Annotated in this window: 20 protein-coding genes and 1 pseudogene; 10 read left to right on the top strand and 11 right to left on the bottom strand. The window is 56.1% G+C overall.

The features are described 5' to 3' along the window. Positions 1-21: 21 nt before the first annotated feature. The gene (locus tag TK06_RS09715; protein WP_203225771.1) at positions 22-1,263 is read right to left on the bottom strand and encodes an SMP-30/gluconolactonase/LRE family protein; all 1,242 of its coding nucleotides are present in this window, start codon (positions 1,261-1,263) and stop codon (positions 22-24) included. A gap of 139 nt (positions 1,264-1,402) precedes the next feature. Continuing rightward, entirely contained in the window at positions 1,403-1,966 is a 564-nt protein-coding gene (locus TK06_RS09710; RefSeq protein WP_086936780.1) for a hypothetical protein, read from the bottom strand. Between the two features lie 555 nt (positions 1,967-2,521). Here TK06_RS09710 and TK06_RS09705 point away from each other — a divergent pair. The 6 genes from TK06_RS09705 to TK06_RS09680 all read left to right on the top strand — a co-directional run bounded on the left by TK06_RS09705 (position 2,522) and on the right by TK06_RS09680 (position 9,324). Continuing rightward, positions 2,522-4,636, top strand: coding sequence for an acetate--CoA ligase family protein (locus TK06_RS09705; protein WP_063325119.1), 2,115 nt, complete (start codon positions 2,522-2,524; stop codon positions 4,634-4,636). A 68-nt stretch (positions 4,637-4,704) separates the two neighbouring features. Further along, the gene (locus TK06_RS09700; RefSeq protein WP_063321890.1) at positions 4,705-5,745 is read left to right on the top strand and encodes a CDP-6-deoxy-delta-3,4-glucoseen reductase; all 1,041 of its coding nucleotides are present in this window, start codon (positions 4,705-4,707) and stop codon (positions 5,743-5,745) included. 55 nt (positions 5,746-5,800) lie between these two features. Then, a complete protein-coding gene (locus TK06_RS09695; RefSeq protein ID WP_086936779.1) occupies positions 5,801-6,532 on the top strand; it encodes an enoyl-CoA hydratase/isomerase family protein in 732 nt (243 codons plus the stop codon). 63 nt (positions 6,533-6,595) lie between these two features. Continuing rightward, positions 6,596-7,390, top strand: coding sequence for an enoyl-CoA hydratase/isomerase family protein (locus tag TK06_RS09690; RefSeq protein WP_060743255.1), 795 nt, complete (start codon positions 6,596-6,598; stop codon positions 7,388-7,390). Between the two features lie 55 nt (positions 7,391-7,445). Beyond that, positions 7,446-8,378, top strand: a complete 933-nt coding sequence (locus TK06_RS09685; protein ID WP_013692814.1) for a LysR family transcriptional regulator — start codon at positions 7,446-7,448, stop codon at positions 8,376-8,378. Positions 8,379-8,571: 193 nt separating this feature from the next. Then, entirely contained in the window at positions 8,572-9,324 is a 753-nt protein-coding gene (locus TK06_RS09680) for an IclR family transcriptional regulator (protein ID WP_060743254.1), read from the top strand. Positions 9,325-9,445: 121 nt separating this feature from the next. Here the strand turns inward: TK06_RS09680 and TK06_RS33445 are convergent, their stop codons facing one another. From TK06_RS33445 to TK06_RS09655, 6 genes and pseudogenes are all read right to left on the bottom strand, one after another. Beyond that, positions 9,446-10,213: a methyl-accepting chemotaxis protein gene (locus TK06_RS33445; protein ID WP_374005037.1), complete on the bottom strand. Its 768-nt coding sequence runs from the start codon at positions 10,211-10,213 to the stop codon at positions 9,446-9,448. Between the two features lie 87 nt (positions 10,214-10,300). Then, positions 10,301-11,284 (bottom strand): annotated as a pseudogene (locus TK06_RS33440) (cache domain-containing sensor histidine kinase); the annotation flags it as partial. Positions 11,285-11,570: 286 nt separating this feature from the next. After that, a complete protein-coding gene (locus TK06_RS09670) occupies positions 11,571-12,941 on the bottom strand; it encodes an MFS transporter (protein WP_060743014.1) in 1,371 nt (456 codons plus the stop codon). Positions 12,942-13,364: 423 nt separating this feature from the next. Beyond that, positions 13,365-14,699, bottom strand: coding sequence for an NAD(P)-dependent oxidoreductase (locus TK06_RS09665; protein WP_060743013.1), 1,335 nt, complete (start codon positions 14,697-14,699; stop codon positions 13,365-13,367). Between the two features lie 112 nt (positions 14,700-14,811). Beyond that, on the bottom strand, positions 14,812-15,588 hold the full coding sequence (locus tag TK06_RS09660) for an SDR family oxidoreductase (protein ID WP_013692819.1): 777 nt from the start codon (positions 15,586-15,588) through the stop codon (positions 14,812-14,814). Between the two features lie 3 nt (positions 15,589-15,591). Beyond that, entirely contained in the window at positions 15,592-16,707 is a 1,116-nt protein-coding gene (locus tag TK06_RS09655; RefSeq protein ID WP_063321888.1) for a CapA family protein, read from the bottom strand. A 360-nt stretch (positions 16,708-17,067) separates the two neighbouring features. On the opposite strand from TK06_RS09655, the gene TK06_RS09650 reads away from it, so the two are divergent. After that, positions 17,068-17,907 (top strand): SDR family NAD(P)-dependent oxidoreductase, encoded by an 840-nt coding sequence (locus TK06_RS09650; RefSeq protein ID WP_063321887.1) that lies wholly within the window; start codon positions 17,068-17,070, stop codon positions 17,905-17,907. A 52-nt stretch (positions 17,908-17,959) separates the two neighbouring features. On the opposite strand, the gene TK06_RS09645 is transcribed toward TK06_RS09650, so the two are convergent. Genes TK06_RS09645 through TK06_RS09635 form a run of 3 tightly spaced genes read right to left on the bottom strand, consistent with a single transcriptional unit; the run spans position 17,960 to position 20,720 of the window. Then, entirely contained in the window at positions 17,960-19,132 is a 1,173-nt protein-coding gene (locus TK06_RS09645; RefSeq protein WP_063321886.1) for a lactonase family protein, read from the bottom strand. Continuing rightward, positions 19,133-19,546, bottom strand: a complete 414-nt coding sequence (locus TK06_RS09640; RefSeq protein WP_060743009.1) for a Zn-ribbon domain-containing OB-fold protein — start codon at positions 19,544-19,546, stop codon at positions 19,133-19,135. It abuts the gene before it with no gap. A gap of 4 nt (positions 19,547-19,550) precedes the next feature. After that, positions 19,551-20,720, bottom strand: coding sequence for a thiolase domain-containing protein (locus TK06_RS09635; protein WP_013692824.1), 1,170 nt, complete (start codon positions 20,718-20,720; stop codon positions 19,551-19,553). Positions 20,721-21,004: 284 nt separating this feature from the next. On the opposite strand from TK06_RS09635, the gene TK06_RS09630 reads away from it, so the two are divergent. The 3 genes from TK06_RS09630 to TK06_RS09620 all read left to right on the top strand — a co-directional run bounded on the left by TK06_RS09630 (position 21,005) and on the right by TK06_RS09620 (position 25,039). Further along, a complete protein-coding gene (locus TK06_RS09630; protein WP_060743008.1) occupies positions 21,005-23,116 on the top strand; it encodes a 3-hydroxyacyl-CoA dehydrogenase NAD-binding domain-containing protein in 2,112 nt (703 codons plus the stop codon). A 183-nt stretch (positions 23,117-23,299) separates the two neighbouring features. Then, complete coding sequence (locus TK06_RS09625) at positions 23,300-23,479, top strand: rubredoxin (RefSeq protein ID WP_343226763.1); 180 nt, start codon at positions 23,300-23,302, stop codon at positions 23,477-23,479. 87 nt (positions 23,480-23,566) lie between these two features. Beyond that, a complete protein-coding gene (locus tag TK06_RS09620) occupies positions 23,567-25,039 on the top strand; it encodes an NAD-dependent succinate-semialdehyde dehydrogenase (RefSeq protein WP_060743007.1) in 1,473 nt (490 codons plus the stop codon). Positions 25,040-25,156 lie beyond the last annotated feature (117 nt).

Raw genomic sequence — 25,156 nt, 5'->3', positions numbered from 1 at the left:
GGGAACAAACATTGAGACGGCTCATTTGAATGACGCCGGCGGCAAGCCATGGGTAAACACCTTGGCGTGGAATATTGTCGCTCCTTGCCCCTTATCTCCATCACTGGTGACGGAGTACAAGGTGTTCGTATGGGGATCAATTGCGAGGCTAGTCGATAGCAGATTGTGCCCTTGTTCGCGCCCCGGCAGCAGCACCTGGCCAATCGGGATACCGATCTGGTTAAAGACCATTACACGACCTTGCCCATAGATCGCCACATAGACATTGCCATCGGCGTCGACCCGCATCGAATCGGGGGAGGGCCCCGTGAAACGGTAGGGGATGGACGAACTGATGGTGGCGATGGTAGTAGCGTTGGCCAGGTCGATGCGATGCAGAAGGTTGCGGCCAAATTCGGTTGCCCACAGCGTTTTTCCGTCTGGACTTAGCGTAACGCCGTTGGCCATCGAGAGATGCGGCAAGACGACAACGGGAGGCGAAAGATCGGGAGAAACGTAATAGATCCCGCCCTTTGGCTCGGTCGAGATACCTTTGAAATCACTGAAGTAGAAACCACCCTGTTTGTTGAACGCCAAGTCATTGGGCATGAATCCGGTGTCTTGCGCGATGATGGTTTGCATTCCCGTGCCATCGGGTTTGACCGCGAAAATCGCGCCGAGGTTGCGGTTCAGATCGAGAGCTGCGATGAACAGACGTCCGTCGGGATGAAATGCCAGTCCGCCAGGGGAGAGGTTCTCTATCGTGGCTACGATTGAAAGCTGTTTGGTCGGCGAGAGGCGAAGTACGCGTTTACCCGAAACATCACAGAAAAGCAGGTTGCCCTCGCGGTCAAATATGGCGCCTTCCAGTATCCGTCCTTCGTTGGATGCTTTGAACCAGGTTTGAGCAGTAACCGTTGGAAGGCCTCGTTCCGATACCGGGATGGGTACTGGGCCTTGGGTCTGCTTGTCGTAGGCCAATGCTGAAGAGGGGGGGAGTGGCCCGGCATATGCGCCTGTAGCGACGCTGGCGGCGCCAAGGGCCAGACAGGCCAGCAGGCTGCGGAGCTGGAGTTTTTTGAGCGCTCCATGAGCACTGGTGCTTTTTCTATCCGAACGTTTCCTACAGACATGGATGCTTGTCGCGTTTATCGCTGTGTGCGGTGCAGGCATGTCGAGTTGTGTCAGCGTGGGTAAAGCGGTCGTAGCGAATAGCCGGCTGGGGGGCGCGCCGGATATCGGCGCGACCAGCCTTTTGAAATTGAACGTTACGCCAATGCTCATAACGAACTCCATTGTGCAAAGCCTTTTACTCCCCCTCAGGGGCGTAGACTTGTTTATTGTTTGATAGGGTGAAGCTGTGTTTCTTACGCGTTAAGGTTGGGCACACGACCAGCGAATGTCAGTTCGCCGGAGGGAACCCCTACTTCAAATCTCTTCCCGGGGGGTACTGGAGCACGAGAACCTCGGCACCTTGGTCACCTGCTTGGATCTCGAACTTTTCCTCAGTTGATTCCACGACGATCATGGACCAGAGAGGAAGCTCCTCTTCGCCATGCAGCACGCTGCCGTTTCCGACGAAAACGTAATAACCCGACGCAATACCAGGGGGCGGACCGTCCACCTTCATACCAGCGCCCAATCGTAATACCTGAGCGCGCAGGCCATCTGCCTCATCTTCAAAAAGCAGTTCCCAACTCGCTTCTTCGCGGGCCTGCATCACAGGGGCAATGGAGAACTTGATGGGCTCGGACGTCAGGTGCCGGCGTTTGCTGGGACGCAGTTGTTCCCGGTAGCCAGGCTCACTCAAATAGACCGGTTGGGAGTTTCCGGTGTACATCCGCATGGCGACGAAGGACAGCCCTTGCGGACCCGCCACGATCGGCCCGTAAGCCGTGTGATGGTCTTTGAACTGGACGGTGAGCGGCTCAAGTACCTGCCCGCGATTACCCAGTGTGCCACTGCCAGCGATGAACAACTGAAACATCGACACCCCGTGGAAATGGGGCACTACTGCTTCGTGTGCTCTGAGTTCAGACATTGTCGCCTGAGGGCCTGGGGGCCCGCGCTTGAGAGCTCCGCGGGCCAAAGAAGGTCGTTCCCCAATGCTGGTTTCCGGTACCGGGCGAAACGATAACGCTCCGGTTTGCAAGGGCGTCTGCCCCACTGCGCGTGTAAATCATCACCAATGCTCCTATTGAATCTGCATGTATGCAGGACAAATCAACCGTCCATACGAGGCCGTAGCTGCCCTCGGTCGACGCAAAATCATACTAGCATGTGTTTTGATAATTAGCACAAGTTTCAATGAGTGGAACTTGTGCGTAGCGGGTTCGTGCTGGGTTAGCGCCGGTTCAAGCTTGTGTGAAAGGGTGTTTTAGGTTTCATTCATTGGAACCAATTCCAAAAATAATTGACTTTCGGCTGGCTGCGGACGACAGTGCACCGTGGCAGCTCTGCTTTTGGGGAGAGCAGAGAAACGACTGCATCTCTTTACCTCGTCTCCCGATTTTCGATAGCGATTAAGGGCTTCAGTACCGATATGAATAATTACAAAAACTTGCTTGAACCACGTTCGATTGCGGTTGTAGGCGTGTCGGAGGATGCGGGACGTCCCGGCTCTCAGGCCGTAAGAGCTCTGATGAGCAATGGATACACCGGTGCGATCTATCCGGTGAATCCCAAATACGAAACCTTTGAAGGTTTGAAGTGCTATGGGTCCGTTGCCGATATCGAAGGCGACGTCGACCTCGTAGTGGTTGGCGTTCCTGCGCAGGGTGTTTTAGCCGTGCTGGAATCGAGTGCGCAGAAGAAGGTTCCTTTTGCGGTGGTTCTGAGCGGTGGCTTTCGAGAGAGCGGTCCGGAAGGGATTCTCCGGGAGGAGAAAATGCTCGCGATTGCCCGGGCGGCGGGCATGCGTATTATCGGGCCCAACTGCCTCGGTTTTGCCAACATCCATTCTCGTGTCTACGCCGCATTCGGTAGCATTACGCGTGAACCGAAACTCGAGAAAGGGTCGGTATCGCTGGTGACGCAGAGTGGGGGATTCGGCTACAGCATCGCCCTTGCATGTGCCGAAGCCGGTATTGGTTTCCGGCATGTCATCGCGACGGGCAACGAAAGCGATGTCAACACGGTACAGCTCATTGAGGCGCTGCTTGATGATGACGAGACACACACCATCGTCGCCTATATCGAGGGAACCAATGACGGTCGTGCGCTGTTGGAAATCGGCCGCAAGGCTACGGCGCGCGGCAAGCCGATCCTGCTGTGGAAGGGGGGCGTCACCGAGCAGGGCGCACTAGCGGCCGCATCGCATACCGCCAGCATGACGGGTGTCTATGATTTCTATCGTGCCCTGTTCAAGCAAACGGGGATCGTCGAGATCAGAGAGATCCATGAAGCAGTGGATTTCCTCAAGGCATTGGAAAGCAAAAAATACCCGGACAATGGGGGTGTCGCGGTGATGGGGGTATCAGGCGGGTCTGCGATCGTATTCGCAGATGCGGGTGAGCCTGAAGGTCTGACCTTGTGTGAACTTGGTAACGATACCCAGCAAAAGCTGCTGGCGGTCGTGCCTAACATCGGGGCCGTCCATAATCCAATCGACCTTACCGCAGGGTATTTTTCAGCGGCCAATGCGCAGAAGTTGGAAGCCGCTGTAAGCGCGACGCTTGAAGACCCCGCCGTAGGATCGCTTTGCATTAACCTGGCAACCACAGGCGCCTCTGGCAGCCTGGCGGCAGCCCAGGTATTGGCCCGAATTGCCGCGTCGGCGTCGAAGCCGATCCTGGTTTTTTCCTCAGCCCCCAGCGTTCAGGTTGCAGAGGCGCTGCGTGTATTCGCTGATGCGGGAATTCCGGTGTTGCCTTCGCCGTCGCGAGCCGCCAAAGCTATCGCAATGCTGATGCGATTCAAGCGGACTCAATCGCGCATTTTGCAGATGCAAGAGGATGAGGGGCTCAAAGTAGAGCGAGCTTCTGTACCGCTTAGCACCGCCGTTGGCAGTCGGGCATCGTTGTCCGAGGTCGAGTCCAAGGAAATGCTGCGTTCCATCGGTATCCCCGTCACAACCGACCTGATCGTGAAGGGTTTTGACACTGCGCTGTTCGACAAAGTCAAAGCGCCCCTAGTCGTCAAGATTGTCTCTGCGGACATTGCGCACAAAACCGAAATAGGCGGCGTAAAGGTCGGCATTCGGACAGCCCAGGAGCTGGAGTCAGCGATCGAGCAGGTGTTAGCCAACGCGCAACGGCATGTGCCTGCCGCCCACATTGAAGGTGTCCTCGTTTCCGAGATGGTGACAGGTGGCTTCGAACTGATTGCCGGGGTGGTCAAGGATCCTTCATTTGGCCCAGTGGTGGTAGTCGGCGCAGGTGGGATTTATGCGGAAGTACTGAAGGATTCCGCGTGTCGAATCGCCCCTTTCGGCCTGCCAACCGCTATGGAAATGCTCGATGAATTGCAATGTAGCGTGATCATGAACGGGGTTCGGGGCGCGCCTCCCCTTGACGTCGATGCTGTTGCCCGCGCGTTGGTGGCGTTATCGCAGTTTGCCTGGCAGCAGCGCAGCGATATAGCCGAAATCGACATCAATCCAATGTTTGTATTGCCCCACGGTGTGATTGCCGCGGACGCCTTGATTGTGCGCGGTTAATGAACCGCCCCCAAGCTTGCCGCGAGAAAGAGCAATGTACAAAACATTCTGTAAAGGGGTGAATCGCTATGAATGACAGCCTGTCCGCCACATTGACGCATCGGGTCAATGTGAAGCCTATCGACCGCACGTTCGAGGTGCAGCAAGACGATACGATACTTGCTGCCGCCCTCAAAAGCGGGTGTCAACTGCCCTACAGTTGTCAAAATGGCATCTGCGGAACCTGTCGGGCCAAAGTACTCGACGGGGTGGTCGATCATGCGGAGTCCAGCATGGCGATACTTTCCAACGAGGACCGGCAGCAGGGATACGCGCTCCTGTGCCAGGCAAAGGCTTTAACCGCATTGACGATCGCCTGCGAGGTGGTGGAAGCAACACAAGACATCCCTATTCGTCGGCTTGTTTCCCGTGTCGATCGTCTCGAGCGCCTGGCCGAGGATGTGATGAGAATTCGCCTGCGCCTTCCTGCCAAGGAGTCTTTCAGGTTTTTGCCTGGGCAATACATCAACGTGGTGATGCCAGGCGGTATTCGTCGCAGTTTGTCGCTGGCAAATGTGCCCGACGACAACGTGTTGGAATTGCATCTCAGGAATTACGGTGGCCCGTTTAGCCAACACGTTTTCAATGTCATGAAAGAAAACGACCTGGTGCGCCTTGAAGGCCCGCTAGGTACTTTTTTTGTGCGTGAAGACAGTAACAAACCAATGGTCTTCGTTGCCAGCGGCACAGGGTTCGCACCGATCAAAGCCATGATTGAGCGCGAACTTGAAAAAGCATCGAGTCGTGAAATAACGCTCTATTGGGGCGGGCGAAGGGCCTCGGATCTGTATTTGAGTTCCGTTGCCGAGGCTTGGACGAAAAGTCACAACGTCACGTTCATACCTGTCCTGTCAGAAGCGCACCCCGACGACCTATGGGAAGGTCGGGTCGGCTTTGTTCACCGTGCAGTCATGGAAGATTACGAGGATCTTTCCCAGCATCAGGTCTATGCCTGTGGAGCGCCCGTCGTCGTGCAATCGGCAAGGCAGGATTTTGTGGCCTTACGCAACCTCCCCGAGGAAGAGTTTTTCGCGGACATGTTTGTGTCGGGACAAAAGACTCCCCAGTAGAACTCGTGTCGTGTGTCTCGATGAAATAAAAACAAGCACGTAGAGGAAGATGTCCGTGGATGAACTAGCCAGCGAGTTGACGGTTGAGCGACATGAGTCGCTCCTGTGGATCACTCTTAATCGTGCCGCCAAGGCGAATGCGATGACGGTGGATATGATGGAGCGTATGACGGCTGCACTGCAGGCGGCCACTGATGACCCGCAGATAAACGCGGTGATGTTGACCGGGACTGGTGAGCGCGTGTTCTGCGCAGGGGTCGATATTCGTGAACAACCGGCGGACGGTGATACGGCACGCCAGCGTGAACGAAGGTCGTTGGCGTTGGCGGCGCTACAGGACGCCGTGATGGACTGCCCCAAGCCAGTTGTCACAGTGCTCAATGGTACCGCGACGGGAGGTGGCGCGATGCTTGCGCTCTTGGCGGATGCCTGTGTCGCCGTCGATACCGCGAAACTGTCGCTGCCCGAAATTGATTTGGGTATCGCCACCTTCTCGGGTGCAAACATTTTAGAGGTCATCGGCGGACGCGCTTTGGCGCTTGATCTGATTCAGAGTGGCAGGGCGATGAAGGCTACCGAAGCATTGGCGAGAGGGCTGGTCCGCGAGGTAGCCCTGCGAGACGAACTCCATTTGAAAGCTTCGGCGCTGGGGCAGGCGTTGGGGGCAAAGAACCCGCGCACGTTTGCCGAAAACAAGCGGTGGCTCAATCGTTCGCTGAGAGCTGCATTGTTGCAGGCTCGGGACGAGCATGCACGACACCGTGCACTGGCTCAGGCCGAGCAATAGCGCAGCGGGCAACGAGTGTGGTTTTGCACGGGCGGCGTGTCCATATCGAACTGAGGGAATATGATGTCTGATCTAGAAGTCAGTACCGTTGGCCGGGTGATGGTAGCCAAGCTAAACCGGCCCGAAAAAAAGAACGCCTTGAGCGAGAGCATGCTGGATTCGCTTCGCACTGCATTGCTGGCTGCCGATGAAAATGATGACATCGGTTGTTTCGTCATTACCGGTGCCGGTGATGCATTCTGCTCCGGAGGCGACCTGGGCCGTCGGGCCGCCGAAAGCGCAGAGGGGGATCCAACGCCGCTCGAGCGTAAAATCAGATTGCAAAAAGTCACCCACCAGGTGGCATTAGCGATCGAGAACTTTGAAAAGCCACTCATCGCGGCGGTAAACGGCGCGGCGGTGGGGGCGGGCATGGATCTTTCGTTGCAGTGTGATATGCGTTTCGCATCAGAGTCGGCTCGATTTGCTGAGGCTTATATTCGTGTTGGCCTGATCCCTGGAAATGGTGGCTGCTATTTGCTGCCGCGCATAGTCGGTACCGCGAAAGCCCTGGAATTATTATGGACGGGCGATTTCGTCAGTGCTGAGGAGGCGTTGGCATTAGGCATCGTCAACCGAGTATTCAGTGATGACGAACTCATGCAGCAAACGCTGGATTTTGCTACACGCCTGGCGGATGGCCCTCCCATCCAGCAACGCAGCATAAAGAAGCTGCTATACCAATCGCTGCGGACTGATTTGCGGACGAGCTTGGAGTCGGTGGCTGCGCAGATGGCCGTGGTGCAATCCACGGATGATTACAAGGAGGCCATCAAAGCTTACAAGGAAAAAAGGAAACCGCGTTTTATCGGCAAATAGCGTGTCGTGCCTGGACCGACCGGTCCAGGCATCGTTGTGATAGTGGAGGTGTCCGATGGAACTGCGTCAACTGCGCTACTTTGTCCGGGTAGTTGAGTGTGGAAGCATGGGGCGAGCAGCGCTTGAACTCGATGTTGTCACCTCGGCCCTCAGTCAACAAATCAGTCGACTGGAGAATGAACTGTCCGTTCGGTTGCTGCTAAGAAAGAAGAGCGGCGTGCAGCCCACCAGCGCCGGATTGGCATTCTGGCATCGAGCACAACTGGTATTGCGCAACGCAGAGGATGCGGCCCACGCGGCCCGGACTGGACGGTTCGCCGGGCATGTCACGGTGGGATTGGCTCCATCCACCTCAGGCGTCGTTGCACTGCCGTTCATGGAGGCGATGCGAGAGCGATACCCGGATATTTCCCTTCGTATTGTCGAGGCGTTATCGGGCAACCTGGAGCGGATGCTGAGTGCTAGACAGATCGATCTTGCGATATTGTTTGGCGCTGATCATGGGCGCAGATTCAGCACTCAACCGCTGGTAAATGAACGTCTTTTCGCTATTTCCGCAGCTGACTTTTCCCTGGTCCGCAAGAGTGAATCGCTGTCAATCAGTGAGCTTTCCAACGTCCCCCTTATATTGCCCGGCAGTACGCACGGCCTCAGGGCGCTGATAAACAATGCTTTTGAAAGAGAAGGCTGCACGATGAACGTCATCGCGGAAATCGACGGGCTTGCGATACTCATGGACGCGGTGGGGGCGGGCTTGGGGATGACGGTGCAACCTAGCGCGGCACTTGCAAGGCATGATAAAGACCGTTTCGATACGGTACCCATTTCCGAGTTCAATTTTACCCGCTTGAATCAAGTCGCCAGTTTGTCGGACGATGAGTTGTCGCCGGCGGGTTTGGCAGCACGTGTTGTTTTGGCTGACGTCGTTCGTACGTTGGTTTCGGATAAACGTTGGCTGGGCACGCAGCTGGTAACGGTGCCCGACTGAACAAGGCGCGTTCGCCAGCCGTCGCGATGTGCCTCCGTTCTCAAGTTCGGTGGGTGGAACTGAAGTTGGCGAGTGAAATAGCGTCATGCTAGTATGTTATTTTGAGACTGATTCTCGTTTGTTGGCGAATGAAGCATTTCGTGTCGAGGAGGATCGTTACGATCAACGATTTTGATGGGGTTTTTCAAGAATGATGCGCTCTGTGCAACGTATCTTGGCAGTTTTCGAAAGCTTTAGTTCAGACCGCAGCAGCCTTACGCTTCAAGACATTGCAGACCGTATCGAGCTACCGAAGTCGACGACGTTTCGTATTGTCCAGAGTCTTGAAAAGGCTGGCTACCTGGTACGTCTCGAGCAGCAATATTGCTTGTCCTTCCGGTTCACGCGCTTGGCTGGCCTGGTAAAAAGTACCCTGGGTATTCGTGAGATCGCTCGACCCGTATTGCAAGAACTCGCTGAGCAGACTGAAGAAACAGTCTCCATTCATGCGGTGAGTGATCGCAATCGAGTCTGTCTCGACTCGGTCACTACCAGCTCGGCACCGTTGCGCGCGGTGGTCCAGGCGGGTGAACAGATTCCCTTGTTGGTAGGGTCTGCTTCAAAGGTCTTGATGGCCTATATGCCCAAAGCCCAGCTCACCCCGTTAGTCAAAAATGTTGCCAAAGCGACGAAGCGCACCAATGGCGCGGTGCTTGAAGAGTTCGCCATGATCCGGGAGCAGGGTTATGCCGTTTCCCATGGCGAACGGCTGTTAGGCATCTCGGCGATCTCGGTACCCATCAAGGACGTCAATCAAGAAGTGCACTATTGCTTGTCGGTGGGGGCACCGACTGTCCGAATGAACATGAATGAAAAGGAGTTTATCGAATTGGCGATCAAGGGTGCCGAAGTCATATCGCGACAATTCGGTGGAGAGGTGGCCTTGCCCGCCCCTACATCCGACTGATGATGTGCGCCTGGCCTCAAGCCTGGATGTCTTGACAGCGGCTCATCGCGAGAACGAAACGCTCCGCTGGTCACTTCCATGCGAATGGACCAGTTGGGACTTCCAGGCGAACGACGACGGTTCACGATTTGAAGCGCCCCACCAGACCGTTCAGTTCATCTGACAGACTCGACAACTTGCCGGAGTCATCTTGTGCAGAGTTGGCCAAGCTCTCCACCAGCCGAGCCTCGTCATAAATCTGCTGGATATGCCGATTGATCTCTTCGGCCACGCTATGCTGCTCTTCAGCAGCGGCGGATATCTGCAGGTTTTGATCCCTTATTTCATTGACCGACAATTGGATGCCTTCAAAGCTGTCTCGAGTGCTCTCGATGGACGATACGCTGGCGTGCGAGAGCTCCAGGCAGCTACCCATTTTGCCCATGACCTCCTGGGTCTTGCTGCCTAGTGCGCCGAGCAGTTGCTCGATTTCGCCGGTCGAATCGGATGTGCGCTTGGCCAGTGCTCTGACTTCATCTGCCACCACTGCAAATCCTCGGCCTTGATCGCCCGCCCTGGCGGCTTCAATGGCTGCGTTCAGGGCCAGCAGATTGGTTTGCTCGGCAATGGCGCGAATGGTGCCAAGGATCTGGTTGATGCTGCGACTGCCGGCTTCGAGCTCTGTCATGGACTGCGACGACTCGGTCAGACGGCGTCCCAGGCGATTCACGTTGTCCGTGGTGATCTCGATCTGCTGCTTGCCCTCCGCCACGCGGCGATGTCCATTCTCGGCGGACTCTGCTGCGCCGCTGCATGAACGGGCCACCTCATTGGCGGTTGCGACCATCTCGTTGAACGCGGTCGACACCAACTCCACCGCTTCGCGCTGTCTCCCGGCGGCCTCGTTCATGTTGTTGGCTACCTCGCTGTTAACCCTCGAGGCATTTTGCAGATTGCTCGATGCGGCGCCGATGTGTTGGATCAACTGACGTATGGCGCTGAGAAACTTATTGAACCAGCCTGCCAGTTCAGCGGTTTCATCGTTACCCTGAAACTCTAGTTCGCGACGCAGATCTCCCTCGCCCTGTGCGATCGATTGCAGTCCGGTGCTGACCTGGCTGATGGGTTTGACGATGGACTTGGAAAATGCCACGGCGACCAAGGCAAAAATGACTGTCAACCCTCCCACGATGAGGGTGGTGAGGTAGGTCATGCGAGTGGCCGCGCTCATGACTTCACTACGTTCGATCAAGCCGATATAGCGCCAGCCAAGATCAGGCGACGTCCAGACGTTGGCCATGTAAGGGATCCCATTGAGTTCAACCTCGGTTGATCCCTGCGGGATGGTGGCCAACTTTGCATAGGCCGCGCCCAGGTCCTTGAGCGGCTTGAAGCTATGCGTCGTGTCGCGGGGGTCTACCAGTACGATTCCGTCCTCGATCAACATCACGTAGCCGCTTTCGCCAAGCTTGATACTTTTGACCAGCTCTGTGAGGTTTTTCAAAGACACGTTCACGGCTAACACACCTTTGACGATGCCATCGCTCGTGATCATTGCCCTGGCTGTCCCCACCAGTGCTGCATCTTCCTTACCGTAATCATAGGCTGGATAAAAAGCGGGTGTTCGTACGGTTTTTCCAGGGCTCGCCATCGCCGCTTTATACCAAGGGCGTGAACGCGGATCGTAGTTGGCCAGCTGAGGATCATCTGGCCATTTGGCATAGGAGCCGTCCTCCAGGCCGATGGAGAGAATCGCCGCGGACGGGTGGGCCGCACCGTAATGCGCAAACCTTTCGATCAGTTGCTGGGCCGCAGGAGGCAATGGCCGGCTGGCGGCATCGCCGGTCTGGTAGTTCTTCAGCGCGCCAACCGATACATAAACTGGATCGGTTGCCATTTGATCGACATTTTGCTGGCTGGCGTCGAAAAACTGGCGAATGTTGCCATCGATCTGACGTATTTCCCGCGTACTGCCATCCATAAACTGATCAACTGCCAGCGTTCGTGTGTTAGTCACCGAAATCACTGCGACCAAGCTCACGGGTATAAACGCGACCAATACGAACGTCAGCACAAGCTTGTTTTTTATTTTCATAGTTAAGCCCATAAACAGGGAGGACGGGCAAACGGCCAATTTGGAGCGGTAGTCGCCTTTACAACCGATCCTGTTCGGGTGCGATATGTTCGGCGGCTCAGCCGATGAGGCGGACTGTTTTCAGTCCGCGCACATCTTGAGCCGCTCAGCGATCAGTTGACTGCAAAAAGGGTTATGTAGAAAGCTCTTGCCGCATTGCTTTCTGGGGCTGCGGCAATTCACTCGCCTTGTTGCTTGTCTTGTTGCCCACCGAGGTGCGCAGGTTTACTCCACGAGTCTCAGGAACAAACTGAGTTGTGATCAGACAGAGCACGGCAATCAACGTGACGTAAAAGGCCGGCGCCAGCGGGGAGCCAAACGCCTGGGACAGGTACGCAGCGATCAATGGGCACGTTCCGCCGAACATCGCGACACTTGTCTGATAGGAAATCGCGTGTCCGGTTGCACGGAACGATGTCGGGAAAAATTCCGCTGCGGCCACAAAGCTGGCTGCCCCATAAATCCCCAATCCGGCAGCGAGGAGTGTTTGCCCGGCCACAGCGCTAGCGAAGGAACCCGAGGCAGCCAAGTACATGGCCGGATATGCCGAGAGCGCTATCCATGCCGCACCAAATGTCAGTACTCGCTTGCGGCCAAACCGATCGCTCAATAAACCTCCTAACGGAAGTAGGGCTGAAAGTACGATGACGGCGATGGCGTTTGAGATCAAAGCCGAGGTGGAATCCAGCTTCCCGACCTCAATTAGAAAGGTGTACATAAAGCCGAGCAATAGGTAAGCCCCTACCGAAAAAACCGGTTGGACCATGAACACGTGCAACATACCCCTCAATCCACCGCAGCGAATGGCCGCGATCAGCGGATTTTTCTTGATTTTGCTGGCTTTACTGGCCTGGCGGGCTTGCTTGTACTCTTCAGGCTCATCGATGTTGCGGCGCAACCAGAACCCGACAACTCCGATAATGCCTCCAAGAAGGAAAGGGATGCGCCACGCCCAGTCTGAATACGCTTGATCCCCCGCTCCAAGCTGGAGTGCGACGACCAAACCGGCCACGACGGCGTTGGGCAGGTGAGAGAAAATCAGCGTGAAGCCAAGCCAGTATCCTCTGCGGTTTTCCGGTGCCGACTCGACGATGTAGCTGGTCGAGCCGGTCGTTTCGCCACCCAGTGCCAAGCCTTGTGCGATTCGACAGAGCAACAGCAGTAACGGTGCGGCGATCCCGATGGTTGCATAGGTCGGAAGCAGCCCGATGATCGCGGTGCCTAGTGCCATGAGCCAAACGGTCATCGCCATGACCCTGATACGGCCAAGGCGGTCCGCCAGATAGCCAAACATCAAGCCACCCAGGGGGCGGGCTACGAAGGCCACTGCATAGACTGCGAACGTGCTCAGAAGCGCGGCAGTTCGATCTGAGCCGGGAAAAAAATGAACGGATAAAATGGGTATTGAGAACCCGAATACAGCGAAATCGTAGATCTCACCGAAGTTCCCGATAGCGCCAGCGGCTAGCGATCGCCGAGAGCTGGTCGTTTTCGTCTTCGTCATGCGTCTTCTCCTGTGACAGGATGGTTTTTATTAGTTGATGCAAAGCTGATGCATCAAGACTGCAGGATGAAACAGTGTTGCTTCGCCATCAGGCCTTAGAGATGTTCGAGGCGTGGATCAATATTGCATTTTCGCCAGATGAATCTTGGTGGTCAGCGAGCGTAATGTTTGTGAAAAGCGTTTCTGCGATGACGCAATCCGCTAACGAAGGTTATGTTAGAAAGACGCGTGTTGCTGGGGTTTAAAAGCAATACGCGTTCACTATTTGTTAATAGGTTGACGAGGTTTGCCGGACCAGGCAGGTAGCCGAGCGTGGGCTTGTTTCCTGCAGAAGGTGCCGCTGGCTTACCGCCGCATCGGGACAGACTTTGGTTTTCATATAGACCTCGATCGATTCCACGCTCACTATTCGTGAGCCGCCAATCAATTGCAGTTGGAGGAGGGCTTGAACTGAACCGCGGAAATAGAGCTGTAGAACGTGCTCAAGTCTTTTATCGGGACTGGATCGCTGATCTGATGATCCGCTTGCTCGAAGAGGCTTCGTGCAGCATTGGCGATCAACATGGGAGCTCCAAGATCATTGCCGCGCAAACAGGCCGCTTTGAGGATGGTTTTTTCGCTCGAGAGTGCCGTGTTGTCCAGGGCGTGACTGGATAACAATTGGGTATAAATAGAGCGAGAGGATTCACTCCATCCCGATGTCTTTTCCAGGACCTGTGCCATGTCTTCCAATGCCAACCCATATCGCAGGCCTGCCGCCGTGCATTCATAAGTAATCGCGCTGCATAGCGATGCGATCGCACCTGTTACCAACTCGATGGCGTCACCTTCAGGGCACGCTTGAGGGGCGCCATCCGTGGTCAGCTTCACGGCGTCGCCGTCGTACAGTTTTGTCGCCGCCATGCTTTCGATGAGCCCGACCATGTCTTCGAGCTGCGCAATTGGCCCCAGGGTGTTGGTTCCGATTTGCAACAATGCCCTGACCAGAGCGGTTAGCGGCATTGGGACATCCCTGGACATTCCCAGCGCGACGGCTTGATCGACGTCTTTGAGCATCAATGCGAGGGCGAAATTGGTGGAGGGTTTTCCCTGGGCAAGCGCGGGTAGCATTCTATCCGTGGTTTGATTTCGCGCTTTGTTGCGGTTCAACACGTCCGCCATCAGGGGCAGTGACAGGCCGGCTTTTTTGCCCATGGCCACGACTTCAAGGGTCCCGAGTCGGCAGCCAGCATTCATGGCGTTGTTGACCATTTTCATGGCTTGACCGTCGCCGACCCTTTCGCCACAACGATAAATCGTTTGGGTGATAACTTGTAAAACGGGGAGGGCGCGCTCGTAAACCGTATCCGGGCCCGCAACCATCAGGGTGGCTTTGCCTTCGGCAACGACCAGGGGGCTGGCAGACACCGCAGCATCCATCATGTCGATACCGCGTTCGGCCAGTTCTTCGGCCATACGTCTGGTCTCGCCCGGGATACCACTTGTTTGATCAATGATCAGCGTCCCCGGCACCAATCCGGCCGCGAGGCCGTTTGGACCGAACAGCGCAGACCTGACGTCCGAACTGCGTGGCAGGCACAGGAAGATGACGTCACACCGGCGAGCCAGGTCGGCCGCCGTAGGCGCGACATCGGCGCCCAGTTTCTTGAACGTGTCGACGGCAGCCGTGTTGATATCCCACACGCATAACGAGTGAGACAGGAATCGACGAGCGAGTTGACTGCCGAGGGCGCCGAGCCCGATGTATCCGATTTTCATTGCCTGTCGCCTCTCTTGTGACCATTCAACCGACGCATGCGACGTATAGGGGGGAATGGTGCAGGTAATTTTATTGTTCTTGGGGGGGGGATGAGAGCATATTGCCTGAATGCTAAAGCAATGAACCGATCATGCCGCCATCAACGCTGATGCTCGATCCAGTGATGAAACCCGCCTGTGTGGATGCGAGAAACGCGACCACGCCACAGACCTCGTCTTGCTCCCCCATGCGGCCGAGCGGCGTAAGTTTGCGGCGCGCCTCTGCCTGCTCCGGGGTGTACGCGGCGGTGCCGGTGCGGTGCGATGTGTCGATCAACGCCGGTGCTACGCAATTGACAGTGATGCCGCAAGAGCCCACTTCGTTCGCGAGATGTTTCATGTACGCGGTAACGCCGGCGCGAAAAACGGTTGAAAGGCTATGGTGCGGCATGGGTTGCTTTACTGATGCCGAGGTAATGGCGATGACGCGACCCCATTGCTTCTTGAGCATCTGAGGAACCATTTCCTTGGCTACCTGGATGGTTCCCCAGAGTTGATTTTGATAGGCCTCTTGCCACCGTTCCTCTTCAGTTTCGTCGAGCGTCGCCCGCAGCGGATTGGGGGCTCGTCCCGTGTTCAGGACGAGGATGTCGGTGCCGTTGAATGTAGCGTTCACCGTGTCGGCGAGGCGCTTTACGTCAGCGGCGACGCGCATGTCGCCGGCAATGGCGACTGCACGCACGCCGTGCTTTGCCGTTATTTCCTGGGCGAGGGCGGCCAGTTTGTCCGCCGAGCGTGCAAACAGCACCACGTGAACGCCCTCGGCCGCCAGTGCGTGAGCAATGTTCTTGCCTAAACCTGCGCTGGCGGCGGTTATGACTGCCACTTTTCCGTTGATCTTCAGGTCCATGATTTACTCCGATACGATGATTTCATTGCCTTCAACGCTAAATCGATGTGGCATGTCTTCGGAGGCCCATTCCAGGTAGGAAAGCACTTCATGGAATCGAGGATCGTCGTGATTCAGCACTTCAGGCCGATACCGTGCGTCCATGACCATCGGAAGGAACGAAACTTTTTGTATACCGTTTTTGGTCGCCACTGCTTTGGCGAGCAAGCTCAAGGTACAGGCCTTGCCGTAGGGCATGAAAGGGTATTCGGGGTCGAGGTCCGCGTGATTGCGAACCGCACCGTGGGACCAGGCGGGTTCGTTCCATGAAGGCGCGGGAAACGACTTGGTCATTGCGAACACGCCGAGACTGTAGAAGATGGCTTTGCCCTTATACATCTCGATCGCTTTGGGAATATGCGGTGCGTGACACACCACCATATCTGCACCGGCATCAATGGCAGCATGGGCTACGGTCACCTGGTAATCGGAGATCACGCGTGGCAGCCGGATGACGCCGGAATGAAAAGCCAGGATAACGACGTCTACCTCACCTTTCAGCTTCTTGATGTCCTCGATCAGGTTCGCCAGGTCGCTGGAATCGGGTTCCGTGCGAATGCGAACGGGCTGGTGGGGACCACGTGTTTCATAGGTGGTATCGACCTTGATACTGGACACGCCAGGTTTTTGCGGGCCTGCCTCACTGCCGGCAGGACCGAGCGAGGTATAGCCCATATAACCGACCTTGATCCCGTCGTGTTCAATGATTGCTGGACATCGTGCTTCTTCCAGATCCCGACCTGCGCCTGTCACCTGGATGCCGCGCGAGACAAAGAAGTCCCGGGTATCCACGAGGGCATCCGGGCCGCTGTCGTAGCTGTGATTGTTTGCCAGGGTCACCGCATCGAACCTGCCATTGGTGAAAATAGCAGCCATTTCAACGGGCTGACCGACTTGTGGGGCATGATCTGCGCGCACGGTGCGGTCCGAGTAGGTGCGCATGCAGTTGATGAAGCGCATATCGGCCGAGGCAAGGGTCGGCAGGACGAGCTCTGTGTATCCCTCCACCGGGAAGCCGTCTTTCGGTCCATGCGTGGGTCCGCAGTCCCCGCCGATCAATATGGTGGCGTTCGATGTCATTTTCCCTCCTATTATTTTTGTGGGGGATTTATGGTTCCGATGAATGAAACATATGCTGCTAGTTAGAACTTATAATAGCACTGCGAAAACGGCATGACCACGATTTGTACAGGCATCATGTCGTTGGATAAAGAGTCAGTTTTGATTTTCTTGGTTCTGATGATCGGAACAGGTATCGATAATAAGAACATGTGATAGTATCAATTTCGACTTCCTTCCGGGCGCGGGCGTTACCTGCCTGAGCGTCTCTGTGGCAGGTCGAGGGTCGACGCCTGTTCAGGAAAACGGCGTTGGTGCCAGTCTACTATTTGAAATTATCAGTTAGTTCAATCGCTTACATGAAAATAAGAGAGGGCGGAAATGGCAGGCTCACTGGATCAAACGCAGGGGTACACACCGGCAGGGCGGCTTGCCGGGAAAGTTGCTGTTGTTATTGGTGCTGGACAAAGCCCGGGCGAAGGCATGGGTAACGGTCGAGCGGCGGCCATTCGATTTGCACGTGAAGGGGCGCACGTTCTGGCCGTTGATCGGCAAATCGAGTCCGCTGAGGAAACTGCGGCGATGATCATTCAGGAGGGCGGTTCCGCTGCAGCATTTTCTGCGGATGTGACCCGGGAACATGAGTTGGCCCTTGCCATGCAGATGGCAAAAAAACGTTGGGGGGGCCTGGATGTCCTGCACAACAATGTGGGGGTCAGCCTCGCCGGTGGTGACGCCGACTTGATGGACATCACCGAAGATCAGTTCGATAACATTTGCCGTATCAATCTTCGCGGTACCGTCTTTGCCTGTAAGCACGCAGTAGCACTCATGCGCGAACAAGGGGGCGGGGTTATCGTCAATGTGTCATCCGCGGCGGCATTGGGTAAGTATCCCTACGTTACCTACAAGGCTACAAAAGCGGGTGTCATTGCTTTCACCGAGCAGTTGGCGCTTCAAAATGCTCCTTATGGGATCAGGGCAAACTGCATCCTGCCAGGCTTGATCTCGACGCCGATGGCGGTTGAGGCGCGTATTCAAGCGTGGAACCAGACGCGTGAGCAGGTCAGCGCGGAGCGCAACGCCAAAGTGCCGCTCGGCCGCCAGGGAACCGCTTGGGATGTTGCGAATGCGGCCCTGTTTCTTGCGTCCGATGAAGCCAATTTCATCACTGGTATCTCATTGGCGGTGGACGGCGGCCGGCTGCTCAATCGTATTTAATTGTAGTCCCCCACTGCTGGCAGTGGGGGACCATCGGCGCATTGCCGCTCAATCAACGTAGCCCGACAATACCCATCCAGTACTGAAGTTGATTTCCTGGCGTCTCGACATCGACGCTTCGAGCGTACTTGAGATGCCCGTCATCACCTATCCGGAATATCGACAGTGTCGCGGGCGTTACAGCCAGCCCTTTTTCATCATCGTATGTGGCCAAGGCCTTGATACTCGCCGTGACGAGCAAACGGCCACTGGGATCACAGGCAAATGTTCGGACGTGAAAGGAACGAGTGTCCACATGCTGAACGAGTGTGGGCTCGCCTGTTTCAGGGTTGATAGCGTAGACGGCTATGTTGTTTTCACCTCCGGAGAACACTTGGTGCCCCTGGTCGGAGTGCGTCGCATCTGCGCGATTTACCAGGTAAACAAACTTCCCGTTTGGATGAACATGGATTGCACCGGCGAGTTGTCGCGAGCGCACGTGCTCAGGGGTTCGCAGCGTTCCCCGCGTGAAGGCTGGCTCGGCCTCGATCCGGTCACCGTCATGTCGGAACATGTAGAGACGGTTGGTTCGCTCGTCGGCTGCGTAAAGCCACGGATGCGTCGGATGAAAGTCGACATGCCGCGGGCCGAAGTCATAGCCATGATTCGGCGCAACCACATCGCTCATTTGGAGATGCTCTTCAGTTAGCCGAAATGAACGGAGTGCCCCGGGATCTTCCAGCTTGTCTGTCGTTGCGTTATTGCCGCGGTCAACTACCAGGACTTGTTTGGCGGATGGATAAAACATGACTTGGTGCGGATAGACCCCAAAGTCGGTGTCCGGATCCTGAGCCTGGCAACTGCCAATTGTACGGTCTGCGTTGATGCGGTGCACAGTCAATGAGCCGCGCTTGAAATTGTGGGCATTGACGATAAATCGTCCCAGGGGGTCGATACACAAATGTACCGCTCGGTAGGGAAGTCGCGCAGGTAAGCCGTGAGTGTTGAGTTGCCCGTCAGGTCCCAACGAGTAAGCGCTGACGTGATTGTGATGGGACTCCACCCTCGGGCCACCGTCGCTTGTTGAGACATACAGGAAGCCGCCGGATGGATGAGGCCATGCGTATTGCACCTTTGAGGCCACAGTGACGCTTTCCATCCTGTGGAGCGTTGCGCTGTCTACGTCAATCATATAGCGCGTGATGACATCATCTACGGCGCTGTAGAGTACGGCGCGGCTGCTCATTCAAGCCTCCGAATGGTCAATTGTGAACATGGGAACGGACATGCCGCTTTCTGATTCTTTAAACGCGACCCTGACCCGCTGCCCGATGCGAACACTGTCCAGATCAACATCGACAATATTCGTAAGCATCATCAGTCCCTCGTCAAGGCGCACATAGGCAATGCAGTACGGTGCTGATGCGCCGCGTCTTGTGATGCTGAAGGTGTAGATTGTCCCGGTCCCGCTTGCGGTGATCCATTCGACATTGGTGCTCCAGCAAAACGGGCACAACGCACGAGGATAATGATGCGGTTGATGGCAGGCATTGCAGCTCTTCAAGAGCAGGCGCCCCTCGGCCGCAGCATCGAAATAGGGTTCATCACCGGGGTTCAGGATGGGGTCGCTGATGGGGCGTTCTGTGTAGGGGGTCGACATGTTTTTACTCCCTTTCCATGATGACGGTGGCTGCACCGTGCCGATGACCTATCGCGCCGCCGATGCCGGTGGCGAGGGCTAGCGAACAGTTGGGAACTTGCACCTTTGGATGAGCCTCGCCTCGAAGCTGTCGTACGGCTTCGATTATTTTTGTGATCCCGCCGCGATTGGCGGGATGGTTATTGCACAGGCCGCCGCCATCGGTGTTGAACGGCAACTTGCCGATGCCCGAAATAAGGTTGCCGTCCGACACGAATTTTCCGCCTTCGCCTTTTTTGCAGAATCCCAGGTCTTCAAGTTGTAGGATGACGGTGATGGTGAAGCTGTCATAGATGGAGGCGTACTGGATGTCGGCCGGTGTCACACCCGCCTCTTCGAAGGCTCGAGGGCCGGTCCACGCGGCTCCGGTATAGCTCAAGTCGAGGCGTCCACCCATCTGGTGTTTAGTGGATTCACCGCAGCCAAGTATCCGTACCCGTGGTCTGTTGAGGGCCTTCGCAATCTCCGGGCGGGCAACGATAACTGCGCCGCCGCCGTCGCTCACGACGCAGGAATCGAGACGCCGCAGCGGGTCAGAAATCATCGGCGATGCCAATACATCTTCGACCGAGACCACTTTGCGCAACATCGCCAGAGGGTTGTGTTGCGCATGGTGAGAGGCGGCGACCTTGACCCACGCCAGTTGCTCGCTGGTTGTGCCGTACTCATGCATGTGGCGCATCGCACACATGGCATAGAGGTTCAACGTGACTGGGTTATAGGGCATCTCGAATGGCGCGTCCGGTAGATTGACTCCTCGTACGCGCGCCTGTATCCCAGAGATACCTTCAGAGTTGGGGCGACCAGCCAGTGTAATCAGAGCCACGTTGCATCTGCCCGCTGCTATTGATTCTGCAGCGTGGGCGATATGGGCGAGATAAGAGCATCCTCCCATATCGGTCGAATCGACATGCCTCAGCTTGTCCAGATTCAGGTAGTTGGCCATCGACCATACATTCCCGCCGGGTGCATCGCCCGCGCAGAAATATCCGTCGATGTCATCTTTGCTTAATCCCGCGTCTTCAATTGCCCCTTTCGCCGCCTCCGCATGTAGTTGTGCCACCGAATGGTGGGGGGCCTTGCGTAGGGGGTGCTCATACGCTCCGACGATGTATGCCCTGCCTTTTATTGTCATCTCTAGGGTTTCCTCAGTGCATGAAGATGAAGCTCGAATGTGCTTTCCGGTACCTTCGTTCAGGGGGATCGGTCCAGCGTCAAAGACTAAAGTAGCACAGCAAAAAGTTCCGATCAGTGAAATCCGTGCTGATTATCAAAACTCATGCTACCATCGATTCAACGTTGTTTGGAGCGCAGGATGGCGCTGCACTCAAATTTCCGGGCCAAACCTGGATGCTCATTGGGTGCGAGCGGTCGCGGGGTAGGGGCAGGCCATATTTTTTTTTGAGACAGGAAGATGAGATGAGCGAAAGCCTGATGGTCAGTTACGAAGTCGAAGGTGTTGTGGCCGTAATCACAGTCAACAATCCGCCCGTCAACGCCCTGACTCCCGAGATGAGAGGGAGCATCATTGACGCCGTTACCCATGCGAACGCCGACCCGGCTGTCGCGGCGATCGTGTTGATGGGGGGTGGCCAGAATTTCATCGCGGGTGCTGATATTCGACAGTTCGGCAAGGCGAGAACAATCACTACCAGCATGAGTGCTGCGGCACTCGACGCCAGCGCCAAGCCGACTGTCGCTGCTATTCATGGATATGCGCTGGGAGGCGGTCTCGAGCACGCCCTCGCTTGCCATTACCGGATTGCATTGCCCACAGCCAAGCTCGGATTGCCCGAGGTCGCTCTCGGGCTGATACCAGGAGGCGGCGGTACGCAGCGTTTACCAAGGCTGGTCGGGGCGGCCGTAGCCACCGATTTGCTCGTCTCCAGCCGCCATATCCATGCCCCCGAAGCATTGCAGATCGGGCTTATTTCCCAGATTGTTCCAGGAACACAAAACCAAGAGCTTCGTGACGCTGCCGTAAGGTATGCAAAAGCAGTGGCGCACGCTCAACCGCAGCGCGTACGCGATTTGGCGCTCGAACCGATGGATGCGACAACCATGGATTTGCTGCAAGCGGCACGCCGCGAAGCAGCCAAAAAGTCTCCTCACAACAAGGCGCCTCAGTACGCGATCGATTGTATCGAAGCAGCTTTCAACCTGCCGTTTGATGAGGCTCTAGAGGTTGAGAGCCGCTTGTTTTCTGAGCTGGAGGGTTCTGATGTTGCCAAGGCACTTCGCTACGCATTTTTTGCCGAGCGCGAGGCTGCCAAGGTTCCGGATGCGCCCCCGGGTTTCAAGCCTGCTGGTGTGACGTCCGCTGCTGTGATCGGCGCGGGAACGATGGGCGCCGGTATTGCCATTTGCTTCGCTGATGCAGGCATTGTGGTGAAACTCCTGGAAGCGAGTGCCGAAGCACTGGACAGGGGCCTGCAGCGCATACGTGACATCTACGCCGTAAAGGTCAAGCGCGGACGCATGACTGTGCAAGAAATGGATGCATGCCTTCAGTTTGTCCAGCCTGTCTCTCATTACGAAGAGATCGGCGACTGTGATGTCGTGGTTGAAGCGGTGTTTGAACGGATAGATCTGAAGAAGGATGTGTTCACCAAACTTGATGCGGTGATGAAGCCTGGCGCGCTGTTGCTAACGAACTCTTCCGCGATTGATATCAACGTCATGGCCAACATGACAGGCAGGCCTCAGAGCGTCGCCGGCGCTCATTTCTTCGCTCCCGCGAACGCGATGAAACTGTGCGAAATCGTGAAGGGTGATCAAACCTCGATCGAGACAGTTGTGCGGGCAATGAAGATGGGTCGCGATCTTAAAAAAGTCTGCGCGGTCTCCGGAACGTGCGATGGCTTCGCGGCAAATCGCAGTCGCGCGCCGCTGGTCACGGAAATGATGCTACTGCTTGAGGAGGGAGCACGCCCTGAGCAGATCGACAGGGTCATGGTTGAATTTGGCTATCCAATGGGACCGTTCGCAGTGAGCGATCTGTCCGGTCTCGATGTCAGCTATGACACGCGCAAGCGTCGCGCGGCAGCTGACCCTCAATACAGGAAGCTCCATGTCCCGGATCGGATGGTCGAGCTGGGCCGCAAGGGCCAGAAAAATGGGGCCGGGTGGTATCGCTATGAAGAAGGTGACCGCACACCTCGTCACGATGAAGAAGTGATGCGGATCATCGCGACCGTCGCCCATGAGCTTGGCACGCCTCAGCGTACCTTTACCGACAGTGAAATTCTCAAACGTCTGTTATTTGCCTCGATCAACGAGGCTTGCAAGATCCTGGATGAAGGTAAGGCATATCGAGCCAGTGACATTGATGTCATGTGGTTGTACGGCTTTGGATTTCCTCGCCATCGAGGAGGGCTGCTGTACTGGGCTGACACGATCGGGGCCACGGAAATCCATCTGCAAGTGCAGCAATGGCATGAGCAATACGGCAGGCGTTGGGCACCTAGTCCGCTGCTGTCGAAAGCGGCCAATGAAGGGCTGTCCCTGAGAGAGCTGAAATCAGTCATATGAAAGCACGGCAATGGCAACCATGGCCGCGTGCGGCCGGTAACAGCTGTTCTGGCAAAGTGAAAGCAACGCCCTGGTTGCTGTCCCCCAAGGGTTACGAAACGCTTCCCATGGTCGGCAAAGGGGCCAACAAGTAGAAAATGAAACGGAAGAAAAATCATGAGCAATGACACGTCCACACAAGCCTTGTCCGAGGGCGAATTCAAAATTTGGCAATGCATTTTATGCGGTTTCATGTATGACGAAGCCGAAGGTATTCCGGAAGAGGGCATACCTGCTGGAACTCGGTGGGAAGATGTTCCCCAGGATTGGATTTGCCCTGAGTGTTCGGCGACGAAGCTGGACTTCGAGATGGTCGAGATTTGATTAATTGCCTTTCCGGCACAGTGTTTTTTCGGTGATTGAGGGCGATATCAACCGAGCCCCTTGGCGCCAAATGTAGAGGGAATTCAGATGTCCATTGAAACCAATAATAATGTCATCGCCGACGCTGATCATCCGCGCGTAGGCCTCTTCATCGACGGTGAATGGATTTTCGACCGCCCCTCTTGCTTTGAAGTGTTGGACCCCAGCACCGAAGCATCGCTCACCAGCGTTCCCGGGGCCACGACCGCTGACCTGAAACGCGTGTTGGCCGCCGCTGAGCGGGGGTTCAAAATCTGGCGGGACACACCACCGGCTGAGCGTAATATCATCATCAGTCGTGCCATCGCAGGCGTGCGTTCACGTTCCGAAGAAATCGCGCAGATCATCACCCGAGAGAACGGCAAATTAATTGCAGATGCGCGTGCGGAGGTGGAGCGTTCGGCGAGCTTCTTCGATTGGGACATGGCACAGGCCCTGCGAGCCTACGGGACCATCGTTCCGGGCGAAGCTCAAATGCAGAAATCGATTCTTCGTCAGCCAATTGGTCCAGTCGCAGCGTTCACGCCTTGGAATGTGCCGCTAAGCGCACCGTCGCGAAAAATCAGCGGTGCACTGTGCGCCGGGTGCTCCATCATTTTGAAAGCCCCAGAAGAAACCCCTGGCGCGGCAGTAGCAATGGTTCAGTGCTTCGAGCGAGCCGGTTTGCCCAAGGGCGTATTGAATCTGGTGTTTGGCAACCCGGCGCTAGTGTCTTCGACCCTGATCGAGTCGCCAGTGACCCGCATGGTGACCTTGACGGGGTCGGTGGCAGTCGGCAAGCACTTGAGCCAACTGGCGGGTGCGGCCATGAAGCCGGTGCTGATGGAGCTCGGCGGCCATGCCCCGGTCATCGTTTGCGAAGGGGTCAATGCCGCGGAAATCGGCAAGATGGCACTCAAGAGCAAAATTCGGATCAACGCTCAGTGGTGCGCTGCGCCAGGTCGCTTCCTGGTACACGAGAGTATCTACGACGAATTCGTAGCGGCGTTTGTGGCAACCGCCGATCAGGTACGTGTGGCCGACGGCATGGATACGAAGGCAGACATCGGACCGGTCACCAGTGTCCGGCGCCTCGCCGCGATGCAGCATTTTGTCGATGACGCATTGGCGCGTGGCGGCAAGGTTGCCGTGGGTGGGCATCGTGTAGGTGAGCGTGGTTATTATTTTGCGCCGACTCTGCTGGTCGACACTCCACTAGATTGCGCCATCATGACCGATGAGCCTTTTGGGCCGGTCGCTGTCGCGGTTCGTTTCTCGACCCTTGATGAGGCCATCGAGATTTCCAACAGTCTATCCGTGGGTTTGGCTGCTTTTGCGTTCACCAATTCACTGGAACAGGCTGAACGATTGAGTCGTGAGCTGGATGTTGGAGTCCTGTCGATTAACCATTTCGGTGCGCCGGATCCTGACACTCCGTTTGGCGGTGTGAAGGACAGTGGTATTGGTAGAGAGGGGGGGCCGTGGAGTCTGGACTCGTACATGGTCAGCAAGACCGTGCTACAGAAAACTGCTCGCGTCTGACTCAGTGCCCCCAGTTTCCGTGACGGGCGTTGGGGGCTTTGGCTTTATCCGATGATCAAGGCCAATCCAGTGACCACTTGAATTCATAGGAGCATTCACTGAGGCAGGCATTTCCTG

Source organism: Pseudomonas fluorescens (assembly GCF_001623525.1).
Taxonomy (GTDB): domain Bacteria; phylum Pseudomonadota; class Gammaproteobacteria; order Pseudomonadales; family Pseudomonadaceae; genus Aquipseudomonas; species Aquipseudomonas fluorescens_Q.
The sequence above is the reverse complement of the archived record's forward strand: the minus strand, read 5'-3'. Positions and strand labels throughout refer to the sequence as shown.

Bases quoted from the DNA above. Each gene is read 5' to 3' on its own strand.
- TK06_RS09670 (WP_060743014.1), bottom strand. From the start codon at position 12,941: ATGACGAAGACGAAAACGACCAGCTCTCGGCGATCGCTAGCCGCTGGC.
- TK06_RS09640 (WP_060743009.1), bottom strand. From the start codon at position 19,546: ATGTCGACCCCCTACACAGAACGCCCCATCAGCGACCCCATCCTGAAC.
- TK06_RS09655 (WP_063321888.1), bottom strand. From the start codon at position 16,707: ATGACATCGAACGCCACCATATTGATCGGCGGGGACTGCGGACCCACG.
- TK06_RS33445 (WP_374005037.1), bottom strand. From the start codon at position 10,213: ATGAACGAGGCCGCCGGGAGACAGCGCGAAGCGGTGGAGTTGGTGTCG.
- TK06_RS09700 (WP_063321890.1), top strand. From the start codon at position 4,705: ATGAATGACAGCCTGTCCGCCACATTGACGCATCGGGTCAATGTGAAG.
- TK06_RS09685 (WP_013692814.1), top strand. From the start codon at position 7,446: ATGGAACTGCGTCAACTGCGCTACTTTGTCCGGGTAGTTGAGTGTGGA.
- TK06_RS09620 (WP_060743007.1), top strand. From the start codon at position 23,567: ATGTCCATTGAAACCAATAATAATGTCATCGCCGACGCTGATCATCCG.
- TK06_RS09705 (WP_063325119.1), top strand. From the start codon at position 2,522: ATGAATAATTACAAAAACTTGCTTGAACCACGTTCGATTGCGGTTGTA.
- TK06_RS09680 (WP_060743254.1), top strand. From the start codon at position 8,572: ATGCGCTCTGTGCAACGTATCTTGGCAGTTTTCGAAAGCTTTAGTTCA.
- TK06_RS09690 (WP_060743255.1), top strand. From the start codon at position 6,596: ATGTCTGATCTAGAAGTCAGTACCGTTGGCCGGGTGATGGTAGCCAAG.
- TK06_RS09710 (WP_086936780.1), bottom strand. From the start codon at position 1,966: ATGTTTCAGTTGTTCATCGCTGGCAGTGGCACACTGGGTAATCGCGGG.
- TK06_RS09665 (WP_060743013.1), bottom strand. From the start codon at position 14,699: ATGAAAATCGGATACATCGGGCTCGGCGCCCTCGGCAGTCAACTCGCT.
- TK06_RS09650 (WP_063321887.1), top strand. From the start codon at position 17,068: ATGGCAGGCTCACTGGATCAAACGCAGGGGTACACACCGGCAGGGCGG.
- TK06_RS09715 (WP_203225771.1), bottom strand. From the start codon at position 1,263: ATGAGCATTGGCGTAACGTTCAATTTCAAAAGGCTGGTCGCGCCGATA.
- TK06_RS09630 (WP_060743008.1), top strand. From the start codon at position 21,005: ATGAGCGAAAGCCTGATGGTCAGTTACGAAGTCGAAGGTGTTGTGGCC.
- TK06_RS09660 (WP_013692819.1), bottom strand. From the start codon at position 15,588: ATGGACCTGAAGATCAACGGAAAAGTGGCAGTCATAACCGCCGCCAGC.
- TK06_RS09645 (WP_063321886.1), bottom strand. From the start codon at position 19,132: ATGAGCAGCCGCGCCGTACTCTACAGCGCCGTAGATGATGTCATCACG.
- TK06_RS09635 (WP_013692824.1), bottom strand. From the start codon at position 20,720: ATGACAATAAAAGGCAGGGCATACATCGTCGGAGCGTATGAGCACCCC.